The 12,289-nt window shown below is 46.6% G+C and carries 11 protein-coding genes and 1 riboswitch; of the genes, 3 read left to right on the forward strand and 8 right to left on the reverse strand.

What is annotated here, in order from left to right; translation table 11 throughout:
• Positions 1 to 17: 17 nt before the first annotated feature.
• Positions 18 to 1,115 (reverse strand): hypothetical protein, encoded by a 1,098-nt coding sequence (locus GKG41_RS16325; RefSeq protein WP_154260587.1) that lies wholly within the window; start codon positions 1,113 to 1,115, stop codon positions 18 to 20.
• 54 nt (positions 1,116 to 1,169) lie between these two features.
• Positions 1,170 to 2,501, reverse strand: a complete 1,332-nt coding sequence (gene aspS / locus GKG41_RS16330; RefSeq protein WP_154260589.1) for an aspartate--tRNA(Asn) ligase — start codon at positions 2,499 to 2,501, stop codon at positions 1,170 to 1,172.
• Between the two features lie 681 nt (positions 2,502 to 3,182).
• Here aspS and GKG41_RS16335 point away from each other — a divergent pair.
• Entirely contained in the window at positions 3,183 to 3,743 is a 561-nt protein-coding gene (locus GKG41_RS16335; protein WP_256282105.1) for a YdeI/OmpD-associated family protein, read from the forward strand.
• A gap of 135 nt (positions 3,744 to 3,878) precedes the next feature.
• A complete protein-coding gene (asnA, locus tag GKG41_RS16340; RefSeq protein WP_154260592.1) occupies positions 3,879 to 4,889 on the forward strand; it encodes an aspartate--ammonia ligase in 1,011 nt (336 codons plus the stop codon).
• Between the two features lie 66 nt (positions 4,890 to 4,955).
• Here asnA and GKG41_RS16345 read toward each other — a convergent pair whose 3' ends face one another.
• The 6 genes from GKG41_RS16345 to GKG41_RS16370 form a co-directional block, all read right to left on the reverse strand.
• Positions 4,956 to 5,618 (reverse strand): HAD hydrolase-like protein, encoded by a 663-nt coding sequence (locus GKG41_RS16345; protein WP_154260594.1) that lies wholly within the window; start codon positions 5,616 to 5,618, stop codon positions 4,956 to 4,958.
• Between the two features lie 4 nt (positions 5,619 to 5,622).
• Complete coding sequence (gene ribE, locus GKG41_RS16350; RefSeq protein WP_154260596.1) at positions 5,623 to 6,090, reverse strand: 6,7-dimethyl-8-ribityllumazine synthase; 468 nt, start codon at positions 6,088 to 6,090, stop codon at positions 5,623 to 5,625.
• Positions 6,091 to 6,154: 64 nt separating this feature from the next.
• Entirely contained in the window at positions 6,155 to 7,354 is a 1,200-nt protein-coding gene (locus GKG41_RS16355) for a bifunctional 3,4-dihydroxy-2-butanone-4-phosphate synthase/GTP cyclohydrolase II (RefSeq protein WP_154260598.1), read from the reverse strand.
• Positions 7,355 to 7,377: 23 nt separating this feature from the next.
• Complete coding sequence (locus GKG41_RS16360; RefSeq protein WP_226903860.1) at positions 7,378 to 8,025, reverse strand: riboflavin synthase; 648 nt, start codon at positions 8,023 to 8,025, stop codon at positions 7,378 to 7,380.
• Complete coding sequence (gene ribD / locus GKG41_RS16365) at positions 8,006 to 9,097, reverse strand: bifunctional diaminohydroxyphosphoribosylaminopyrimidine deaminase/5-amino-6-(5-phosphoribosylamino)uracil reductase RibD (protein ID WP_154260741.1); 1,092 nt, start codon at positions 9,095 to 9,097, stop codon at positions 8,006 to 8,008. The genes GKG41_RS16360 and ribD overlap by 20 nt, the downstream gene beginning before the upstream one ends.
• Positions 9,098 to 9,343: 246 nt before the next feature.
• A riboswitch (FMN riboswitch) is annotated at positions 9,344 to 9,458 on the reverse strand.
• A gap of 61 nt (positions 9,459 to 9,519) precedes the next feature.
• Entirely contained in the window at positions 9,520 to 10,812 is a 1,293-nt protein-coding gene (locus GKG41_RS16370) for an L-serine ammonia-lyase, iron-sulfur-dependent, subunit alpha (RefSeq protein WP_173015630.1), read from the reverse strand.
• Positions 10,813 to 11,036: 224 nt separating this feature from the next.
• On the opposite strand from GKG41_RS16370, the gene GKG41_RS16375 reads away from it, so the two are divergent.
• Positions 11,037 to 12,191, forward strand: a complete 1,155-nt coding sequence (locus GKG41_RS16375; protein ID WP_154260602.1) for a site-specific integrase — start codon at positions 11,037 to 11,039, stop codon at positions 12,189 to 12,191.
• The last annotated feature ends 98 nt before the right edge of the window (positions 12,192 to 12,289 follow it).

The following is a 12,289-nucleotide window of genomic DNA, read 5'->3' on the forward strand; positions in this document are numbered from 1 at the left end:
ACTCTTCTGTCAGTCAGTTACCATAAACCATAGTATACCTTATAATCCAATGAGGTACGTCTCTCACTGGGTACCATTTTAATCTCAAATCCTTCTGCGGATACCTTTGTTCCCTCCGGAAGATATAAATGCCTGACCTCTTGGCTGTATCCGGGATACTCTTCGGTGCGCTGGGAATCCAGCAGAAAGCTAATTGTGTATGGGGATTCACCCCCGCCCGGCAGTTCTATCTCTAACAGCCCAAAATCATCTGGGGCACTTACATCGTAGGTTCCCGGGGGAAAGTCTGTTCCAGCCGTATTATATCCCTCCAGCGTCAGCTCATCGGTGAGAGGATTCGGCTCAGCCTCCTCCATTGAGGATGTCTGGCCGTTTTCTGTCTCCAGAGTAAACACAGCCCCGCCGCTAATTTGAAGTACTGCACCCTGAAACATTTTCAAATCTGTGATTTCCTCAGGGTCATTTTCCTGAAAGCTTTCATATTGATAAACATTGTGCGCACTGTCCACAATATTAATATAACCAGTGCCGTCTTTTCGGGTGCATTTATAGATTCCCTCCGGGAGATCTATGCCAATCTGATAATATCCGGCCGACAGCTCTGCCTGAAAATACTCCCCTTCCTCCGGTATACTCTCATCCACATACTGATAGGGATCATAGCTGTCCTGAAAATCCTGTAAGTTTTCTATAGAAGACAGGGTCTCCTCCACCCTCTTCTCCTGGTAGGCATCATATACAGATTTTCCGATATTAGGCAGAATTCCTATGACTGCAATAATTATAACTGCCCATAGTCCAGTCTTTTTGGCTGCTGGCTTTTTCCCGCTGCTGTGATAGTATTTCCCATAATTTTTCGGCCTCTCCCCTGCACTCCAGGCAGTTGAGTTTCCAGTTTTTTTTCTCTCACTGTCCGCGGCTTTCTTTACTTTCTCTTTCTTTTCTGACTCCTCTTTTTCATGAACATGTACATGGGTAAGTGGTTCCCTGTCACATTCCCCGCTGTTTAACCGGTAACTGTCGTCCGATTTCCTGTTGTCCATTCCACACTCTGTGCAGATGCCGTTTCTCACTCTGCCACCGCACAGAAAACAAGTTCCAATGTTTTTACTCATAAGCGCTTCCTATCTGCCTCCCCGGCTCTTTTTGGGGCGGCAGCTCCGCCCCTGTTACGGTTCCAATCTTGACAAATCTCTCGGAAAAAGTGTAGTTTCACGCACATTGTCTTCTCCGATGATCTTCATCGTAAGGCGCTCCAGTCCGATTCCCAGCCCACCGTGGGGCGGCATACCGTGTTTAAAGGTATCCAGATACTGCTCCAGCCCTTCCTCCGTCATTCCCCTGGCAGCTAACTTTTCAGTGAGCATCCGGTAGTCATGGATTCTCTGCCCTCCGGTGGTAATCTCAAGCCCTCTGAACAAAAGGTCAAAGCTCAGAGTAAATCTCCTGTCCTCCGGATCATCCATGGCATAAAAAGGTCTTTTCTTTGAAGGATAATGGGTCACAAACACAAAATCTGCGTCATATTCCTCTTTAAAATACTGGCTGATCAGTACCTCTTCCTCAGGCTCCAAATCAAATGGATTGCGGATCTTACGACCGTATTTTTCTGCTGCCAGCTCTTTTGCTTTGTCAAAGCGGACTGCCGGAATCTCATCCACCTTCGGGAGCATGATATCCAATATCTGAAGCTCTCTGGAGTACTCTTTTTTCAAAAGCTCCATGGTATACTGGAGAAATCCTATCTCCATAGCCATGACGTCCTCAAATCCCTGGATAAACCCAAATTCCAGATCCAGGCTCGTATACTCATTCAGATGACGTTTTGTATTATGCTTCTCTGCCCGAAATACCGGCCCGGTTTCAAAAACCCTGTCAAAAACACCTACCATCATCTGTTTATACAGCTGAGGGCTCTGTTCCAGCACTGCAGGACGATGGAAATAATCCAGCTTAAAGATATTGGCTCCTCCCTCTGCTCCCTTTGCACCTATCTTGGGTGTATGAATCTCAGTAAAGCCCTGCTGATACAGGAAATCGCGGAACCCTCTGACCACACCTTCCTGTATCTTAAACTTTGCCCGTTCTCTGATATTGCGCAGGGCAATGGGACGGTAATTTAATTTTGCTTCCAGGGATGTGTTCATCTTCCATTTAGATATAGCCAGCGGCATTGTCTCAGCAGGCTCGCTTAAGATTTTCAGGCCCCTGGCCTCTATCTCAATGCCGTTTGGAGCTTTCCCTGACTTTTTCAGAACTCCGCATATCTCTACAGCCGCCCCCTCTTTAACTTCTTTGATATCAAATTCCGAGGTCTCCTGCTCATAAATACATTGTACCAGACCTTCCCGTTTTCTCAAAATAATAAATGCAACATTTCCCATATTCCGGATGGTGTGTACATTGCCATTCACTTTTACCTGATTACCTTCCATTCCCTCCTGAAGTAACTGGCAAATTTCTAATGTTTCCGGCTCTTTGACACCTTTTAAAAATTCCATAGTTTTCTCTCCTTTACATTTCATCCTGAATCCGGGAAGATGTGCACGTTCTTCACCGTATGACTCTTGTTTCCATGGCTGCCACCTAATAATTTTGAAAAAGAACAAAGTATGGGTATATATGGAAGATTGCGCGAAAGCGCAATCTCCGCCTGCGGTGGGCTGTCGCAGTGTGATCCCCCGGAGGGTTTTTTGTTACATAGGGAATGAAGTTTCCTATATAACAAAAAAATCCCGGAATATCCTTAGATATTCCGGGACGGGATCTCTTTGCTCCCGCGGTACCACCCGCGTTACAGGAGAGCTGCTATTGCTGTGCTCCTGTCACTCTGCACTTAACGCGTGCCACGTACCGACCTACTACTGTTTCAACCGGTCTGCTCCAGAGTGTTCCCTATTGTCTCCTTCCCTCCATCAGCGCTCTCAGTCGGTGACGCCGAATTCCTGTCAAGTTTCAGAGAACAGAGTCTCTTTCTTTGCATTTTCAAAATTTATGATATTGATAGTAGCACACTTAAAAGTACATTGCAAGGTGTTTTTTAGATTTTTATCTAATTTTTTTCCTTTGATAGACGAAGGAGCCAGTACATGGTAGAATACGGACATAAACTAAAGTCCGAAGACAAGTAACTGTAATCGAGATATCAGCCTTTCAACCATAGGCAAAAGGAGGTCTGTCCTATTAACGAAACAATGGAGTTTTGCAATCGGGAAGAATTTAGAAATTGGCTGCAGCAGCACAGTCTGTCAGACACAGGTATCTGGCTTCTATTTGGCAAAGCAGGGGGGCCGAAAACACTTAAGGCAAGTGAAGCGCTGGAAGAAGCCCTTTGTTTTGGCTGGATAGATGGGCAGATGAAAAGTATTGATGATAAAACCTATAAAAAATATTTCTCCCTGCGCAGGGAAAACAGTAAATGGTCTGAAAAAAACAAAGAACTGGCCCAAAAGCTTGAATATCAGGGAAAAATGACCGACTACGGCAGGGCAAAAATAGACGAGGCAAAGAAAAACGGACAATGGGATGCTCCCAAAGCCCCAGCTGTTACAGAAGATCAGATTTCATCTTTATCCGCTATATTAAAAGATTACGAACCTGCATATTCTAACTTTTTGTCCATGCCCTTATCCGTAAAGAAAACATATACCCGTGCCTACCTTGACGCAAAGACAGATAGGGGACGTGCCAAACGTCTGGCATGGATGGTAGAGAGGCTCAATAAAAATTTAAAGCCAATGTAACTGTCAGCATTCTCTTTTCTCAGGCGTTCTACCAGCTGCTTTTTTAATTTTATGTTGTACATTAAGGGGGTTTTGTTATATTATAAAGAATTAGAGAATATATATTTTAACCAACACCAAAAAGGGAGAATAAATATGGAATCATTTATTATACCAGAGGGATATACCCCCCAGCTTAGTCTGTACGATACCCAGATAGGAATTAAAACTGTCAAAGACTTTTTTCAGCAGACACTGATCCAGCGCCTGAATCTGCTGAGAGTTTCCGCACCCCTGATCGTAACCCCCGAATCCGGCCTGAACGATAATCTGAACGGGTTTGAGCGCCCGGTATCCTTCGGCATCAGAGAACAGGAGGATTCCCCGGCAGAGATCGTTCATTCCCTGGCAAAGTGGAAGCGTTATGCTCTTTACAAATACGGTTTTTCCTACGGTGAAGGCCTGTATACAGATATGAACGCTATACGCCGGGATGAGGATACAGACAATATTCATTCCCTCTACGTGGACCAGTGGGACTGGGAAAAGATTCTCTCTAAAGAAGAGCGCACAGAACAAAAGCTGAAAGAGATCGTGGCAACGGTTTACAAAGTATTTAAAAAAACAGAGAAATATATGGCCATTCAATACGACTACATAGAAGAAATACTGCCAAAAGACATCTTCTTTATCACCTCCCAGGAATTAGAGGATAAATATCCGGGCTGCACCCCCAAGGAACGAGAATATAAAATCGCAAAAGAATATGGGGCTGTGTTTATCATGCAGATCGGTGACATCCTGGCATCCGGTGAAAAGCACGACGGCCGGGCACCAGACTATGACGACTGGAGCCTTAACGGAGATATCATTGTCTACTATCCGGTTCTTGATATTGCCCTGGAACTCTCCTCCATGGGAATACGGGTAGATGAGGCTGCACTCCTCAGACAGCTGGAAAAAGCAGGATGTCCAGAACGGGCCAGCCTTCCATTCCAGAAAGCCGTCCTGGAGGGAAAGCTGCCCTACACCGTAGGAGGGGGAATCGGGCAGTCCCGTATCTGTATGTTCTTCCTGCGTAAGGTCCACATCGGAGAAGTGCAGGCCTCCATCTGGCCCCGAAAAACCTTAGATTATGCCGAGGCACATGGGATACCATTACTTTAAAGTAAAAAGGGGACGTGTTCTTTCCAGAAAGAACACGTCCCAAAATGGATTCAGGGTGTCCCTTTTTCACCCAGCCCTGTCCCCAATTCTATCTATCTGCTGTTTTACCTCCTCTATACTTCCCGCTATCCCATTCGCTTTCCTCAGTTCTTCCTGTTTTCCATACCCATACGTACAGCCAATTGCCGGAATCCCCCATCTCGCCCCTATCTCCATATCTTGAAACCGATCTCCTATTACAACATAGGCTCCCGGATGTTTCTTTTTTATTAAGGGAAATATCTTCCATTTTTTCTGATATCCATACGCTTCTGCAGGATAATATCCTGTAAAATATCTGTCCAGCTGAAATATTTTTCTGTGTTGTTCCAAATACGCAGTTTTGCAGTTACTGAGGAGCAGCAGAGCATGCCCTTCTTTTTTAAGTTCTTCCAGCATTACTTCCGCACCCGGATACAAATGTGCCTTTCCTGAAGCTGTCTGTTCTTCCATGAAGGTTCCAATGGCTTCGCTGTATGTCTCTTTTGCCCTGTCAGATAGCGAAGGCAGAAAGGCATTCCACATATCCCGGGGGCTGTATCCCAGCCATTTTATAATCTCTGTGTCTTTCCATTCCCGGTAAGGGGTAAGTCCGGCCTCTGTCATCCGGCGGTACACCTCCCGAAAAGCAGGTATATAGATTCTGGCACAGTCATGAAGGGTCCCGTCGTAATCAAACAAAAGATTCATACGGTTATCCCTGTATTTCCTGCATCAGATTTACCATCTCAATTGCCCCGGCCGCACAGTCAAATCCCTTATTTCCCGCTTTTGTTCCTGCCCTTTCGATCGCTTGCTCTATAGTATCTGTGGTTAGCACCCCAAACATCACAGGAATATCGCTTTTCAGAGATACCTGGGCAATTCCTTTTGATACTTCACTGCACACGTAGTCATAATGGGAAGTGCTTCCTCTGATCACCGCACCCAGGCAGATCACTGCGTCATATTTTCCGCTTTTTGCCATCTGAGAGGCAATCAGAGGTATCTCAAATGCTCCAGGCACCCAGGCCAGGTCAATGCAGTCATCTTCAACCCCATGACGCCGCAGTCCATCCACAGCACCTTCAATTAGTTTTGATACAATAAATTCATTAAAACGGGCAGCAACCATCCCCACCCTTATTTTTTCAGAAACCAGTTTTCCTTCATACACTCTCATAACTTATCTGTCTCCTCCATTTTCATCTTATTTACATTTCCCATTAATCCCATATCCCCTATCCTTAATAATTGAGTATATGCCCCATTTTCTCCTGTTTAGTGCGCAGATAAACGATATCATGGGCCGTAGCCTTCATCTGAAGCGGTACCCTTTCCACAATTTCCATGCCATAGTCTCCCAGCTCATAAACTTTCTGAGGATTGTTTGTCAGCAGCCTTAAGGTTCTGGCACCCAGATCCCTTAGAATCTGCGCTCCGATATAATATTCCCTGAGATCCTCTTTGAATCCCAGCGCCAGATTCGCCTGTACCGTATCCATCCCCTGTTCCTGCAGCTCATAGGCCTTTAATTTATTAATGAGGCCGATTCCCCTCCCTTCCTGCCGCATGTACAGAAGAACGCCACGGCTCTCCCGCTCTATTCTGGCAAAGGCGGCTGCCAGCTGCTGGCCGCAGTCACACCGGGAAGAACCAAAGGCATCCCCTGTCAGACATTCTGAGTGAACTCTGCACAGCAGATTCCTTCCATCTCCTATCTCTCCCTTCACCAGGGCCACATGATGTTCCCCGTTTAGCTTGTTCACATACCCATAAATCTGGAAATCTCCGTATTTCGTAGGCATATGGGCACATGTTACCCGGTCAACCAGCTTCTCATATTTCTTTCTGTACTCCTGAAGGGCTTTGATGGTAATCAGCTTGAGATCCCATTGCTCTGCAAGCTCCTCCAGTTCCTTTCCCCGCATCATAGTTCCGTCATCTCTCATAATCTCGCAGCAAAGTCCACATGCCTCAAGCCCTGCAATCCGCATGAGATCTACTGTAGCCTCTGTATGGCCGCCCCGTTCCAGAACTCCATTTTTTCTGGCCAGAAGGGGAAACATATGCCCGGGACGCCGAAAGTCTTCCGGCCCTGCCTCCTTTTCCACACACTTCATAGCCGTAACAGAACGTTCCTCAGCAGAAATCCCGGTTCCTGTAGATATATGGTCAATGGAAACCGTAAATGCAGTCTCGTGGTTATCTGTATTCTTCACTACCATCTGAGGCAGCTCCAGTCTTCTGCAAATCTCCTCCCCCATGGGCATGCAGATCAGCCCTTTCCCATACTTAGCCATAAAGTTAACATTCTCTGTGGTGGCAAACTCAGCGGCGCAGATAAAATCTCCCTCATTTTCTCTGTCCTCATCATCTGTAACAATAATTATTCTTCCTTTTTGAAGCTCAAAAAGAGCTTCCTCTATCGTGCTGTACTGACCCATTTTATGTCCTCCTCATCTATCAATTAATATCCTGCCTTCCAAAGGAGCTCCATCGTTACCCCATTGGTATCTTTCTTCACCCGCTCCGTTCCCATCAGCTTTTCTACGTATTTCCCTATCACATCGTTCTCCAGATTCACGGTACTTCCTGGGGATCTCTCCCACAGTACCGTATGAGACGCAGTATGGGGAATGACAGAAACACTGAAATCCTGTTTTCCTGCTCTGGCTATCGTAAGACTGATTCCGTCAATGGCAACTGAGCCTTTTTCTACAATATACTTCATAATCTGCTCCGGTGCCCCCACCCGGTACCAGACAGCATTGTCGTCCCTGTTTACCTCCAGAATCCTGCCAGTCCCGTCAATGTGACCGGATACTATATGCCCCCCGAATCTTCCGTCTGCGGCCATCGCCCGTTCCAGATTCACTCTGCCGCCTGTCTGAAGGCTTCCCAGAGAAGAACGATTTAAAGTTTCACACATGACATCCGCATAAAACGTATTTCCCTGGATTTTGGCGGCAGTCAGACACACTCCATTTACCGCTACACTGTCCCCCTGCCGCAGATCCCCGAATATTTTTTCTCCTTTTATCTGCAGCACAGAAGACTTTTTCCCTCTGGTTATACCGGCAATCACTCCTATCTCCTCAATTATCCCTGTGAACACCGTATTCCACCTCACTCTCTATCAGAAAATCCTCTCCCAGGGTCTCAATCCTGGAGTTGGTAAGGATATACGCATCCCCTGGCACAGCAACCCCCAGTCCCTCTACAGGAGTTTTTGCACTGATCCCCCCAAAAATCTTCGGTGCAAGATATACCTGCAGTTTATTTACAATCCCTGACTGGAGCGCCGAAAAATTAAGGGTACCTCCTCCTTCCAGAAGAATGCTGTCGATTTTCTCCTGGTACAGTTTCCTCATCAGCTCTTTTAGTTCCAGGTGCCCCTGTATACCGCTCTCTGCATAAATGATTCTGCATCCCCCTTCCTGATATCTTTTCCACCGCTCCTGGTCCGTGCTTGCGGTGGCAATCCACGTAGGTACCTCACTGGCTGTAGTGACCACCTGGGAGCCCAATGGAATCCTCAGCCGTGAATCGCATATAATTCTCACTGGGTTTCTCCTTCCCGGCAGGCGGCAGGTAAGCATAGGATCATCTGCTGCCACAGTCCCGCTTCCAGCCATAACCGCAGCACAGCGGTGCCGGTCCTCATGTACTCTCCTTCTGGCAGCATCCCTGGTGATCCACTTAGACGCACCGGTCCGTGTGGCAATTTTGCCATCCATTGTCATTGCATATTTCATAACCACAAAAGGCATCTGCTTTCGGATATAATGAAAAAATACTTCATTGAGAGAAATGCATTCCTTTTCCAGTATTCCAAGATCTACCTCCACGCCCCCGTTTCTGAGACAGCGAAGCCCTTTTCCTGCCACCTTAGGATTGGGATCCTCACACCCCGCCACCACTCTTCGTATCCTGCTCTCCAGTATAGCCTCTGTGCAGGGCGGAGTCTTTCCGTAGTGGCAGCATGGTTCCAATGTCACATACATGACTGCGCCCTCCGGCGACTCTCTGCAGGATGCCAGTGCTGTGCGCTCTGCATGAGGGCCCCCGTACCTCTCGTGAAAGCCCTGGCCTATGATTCTGCCACCCTTAACAATCACTGCCCCAACCATAGGGTTTGGATTCACAAATCCGGCACCCTTCTTTGCCAGCTCCAGTGCTGCCTGCATATACTTCTCATCCTCTGTCAATTGTACTGCGCCTCCTTTCTTCTAGACCAATCACAAAAATGCCCTGAATAAAAATATTCAGGGCACAGCACACTCCATAACGCTCCATCAGATAAACGGCACACAACAGTACACTGTTTTGTTTTCCCACATGTAAAAAGCTCTGAAATGATAAACATTTCAGAGCTGAACCATCACAAGAAATTCAGACCTGCACAGCATTAGCTGCACCGTCCGATCGTTATGTGTTATCTTCTTTCATCCAGACTTTACTGTCGGCTTCGGAGTTGCACCGAATCATGCCTTGCGGCTCGTGGGCTATACCACCGGTAGGGAAACGAACCCTGCCCTGAAGATCTCTATTAAGTTATTATTACTTTATCACAGGAAAGAGGAAATGTCAAACAGCATCGTTGCGAAATTTACTCCTTTGAGACACATCCCATCATAATATCTACAATCTTTTTATCTGTCTCCCTCATTCCATCTTTCCCCAGCTGCCCTACATTGTAAATAGTCTCGTCAACCCCTTTTGTCACAATTCCGTCTCCCCCTCTGAACTCCTGTCCCTGCTGGTACATAAGGTATCCCAAGATACCAGCTTCAACAGAAATAGCAATCTTAGCTGCACAGGATGGTTTCGCCCCATCGCAGATCATTCCTGAAACAACAGCCAGAGAGTTTACAATCGTGTGAGCAATTTCCGGAAACCTGCCTCCCTGAAGATAGGCTATGCCTGCACCGCTGGCACACCCCGCATTTACAGCGCCGCAGTATGCAGAAAGCTTACCAATCCTGGATCGCTGGTGGATCGTAATCAGGTCCGAGACGGCCACCGCCCTGATAAGCTCCTCCCTGCTGCTCCCCATCTCTTCTCCGTAGACAATAACAGGAACTGCTGCTGCTATCCCCTGATTTCCACTGCCTGTAAGAATCACCACCGGGAGCTCACACCCGCTCATCCGGGCATCAGAACCTGCCGCCGCCATAGCTTTCGCCCGATTCTGCACCGTATTCTCCTGGGAATTCAGCAGTACCTTTCCGATATTTGCTCCGTAGGTTCCCCGGATACCCTCCCGGGCTATGGCATAATTGCACTGTATCTGTGGTTCTATATAAGCTGCAAGATCTTCTAAATCAGCACACTCCGCAAAGTCTACGATATCCTTCACTGTCAGCAGATCTACACCATCTTCCTTTTCCTTTGCCTCCCCGCAGCTGCTCTCCAGCAGAACTTTCCCATTTTTTTCAATATAGACAATATTCGTATGAGATCTGGTAATTCTTAGCTTTACCTGCTCCTCCCCTTTACACATCTCAATCTGTATATCGAACAGGAGATCCCCCTCCTCGGTCTCTACCTCAATTGAGTTTGCCTCCAGATACTCCTTTATCTCCCCCTTCTTATCCTCGGGAACTGCGGATATCACTTCCAGTTCCTTATCCGCCTCGCCGGCGACTATCCCCGCTGCCGCTGCTGCGTCTATTCCCTTTAATCCGTTGGTGTTGGGAATGACCACACTTTTTACATTCTTAACAATATTTCTACTCACAGCAATCTTAGTATAAGTAGGCAGCCCCCCCAGAACCTCTCTGGCCTTGGCCGCTCCATAGGCTATGGCAATGGGCTCCGTACATCCCATAGCAGGCACAAGCTCCTTTTTCAGCAATTCTATATATTTTTTATATTTACAGTCATTTTTATCCATACTCATTCCTCCAAACTCTTATGCAGCAAATACCCTCTGCCAGGCAGTCCGCAATTCTCCCTTAATTATTACATGTTTTTCCGTTAAGTCAACAGAATTCTCCGAATTTTTTTATCCATATATTTCCCTTGGAGACCAAAAATTATATACTGATAAAAGCATATGCCATACGTCCCATCAATAACAAATTGGCATATAGATGGCACAAATTATATAGGAGGTTTTAAGAAATGGGAAAAGATCAAAAAGGAAGAGAATTGGGGCGGGGAATTATACAGCTGCCTAATAAGTCCTATCAGGGCAGATTTACTTATCAGGGCAAACGCTATGCCGTGTATCACAGGACCCTTACAGGAGTAACCGAAAAGCTGCGCAATACCAGATATGAAATAGAGCACGGCGCCCCGGGTATGGGAAGTACCCCTTCTCTTGACTTCTGGTTTGACCTGTGGCTGAATAAATATAAGTCTCTTTCCGTAAAACAGGGGACTGTGGATACCTATCATAACTATTATGTCAATTATCTATCTCCCTCCCTTGGTCAGATGAAGCTGGCCAATATTTCCCCTTACAATCTGCAGCAGCTCTTCTATGATTTAAGGCAGTCCGGTTATTCCAATAATACTGTTCATTTGTGTTATACGCTTTTGAACAGCCTGTTTAAGCAGGCCTGCAGACTGAATCTCCTGCAACATAATCCAGTGCAGAAGATCGAACTGCCCCGGCAGCACTCCGCGCCCCGTCAACAGGCACTTTCCAGAACAGAACAGGAAATTTTTCTAAGTTATGCCCGGAAAAGCCCTTATTTTCCCGTCTACTCTCTGGCCCTTTTAACCGGCATGCGGGTAGGTGAGCTGAGGGCACTCAGATGGTGCGACGTAGACCTTCCCAATGCTTCCCTGATGGTTACCGGCACCATAAAATATACCAAACAGCAGGGCTGCTTTAGGGACTCTCCCAAAACTGCAAGCAGTTATAGAAAAATCCCCCTTTTGCCGAAGGCCATAGAGCTGTTAGAAGACTTGCAGAATAAACAGCCCCACCCTGAAAGCCAGGCAAACGAACGTCCCCAGCTGGAAGATATGGATGAGCTGGTCTTTCCCTCAAAGTCCGGAAAGCCTCTCTGCCACGGCGTGCTAAATGCAGATATTAATAAGATTGTAGCATACATAAATGAAAAGGCAGGGATCCCCTTTCCCCCTATGACCCCTCACTCCTTACGGCATACTTTTTCTACAAGGTGTATGGAATCTGGCATGGCACCGAAGGTTCTCCAGTCCATCCTCGGACATCAGAACTTTTCCACCACCATGGATTTGTATTCCCATGTTCTCCCGGATCAAAAGAAGGCTGAGATGAAAAAACTGCGGTTTGGCTACCTGTAACTGGCATAAAAAGCGGCATGACTCAAAAAGTCATGCCGCTTTTTACCGATAATTTCAATTAAAATTTAAAATTATCATTAAAGTATTAGTTTAATGAT

It is taken from the genome of Lactonifactor sp. BIOML-A5 (assembly GCF_009677585.1).
In the GTDB taxonomy this organism is placed as follows: Bacteria; Bacillota; Clostridia; order Lachnospirales; family Lachnospiraceae; genus Lactonifactor.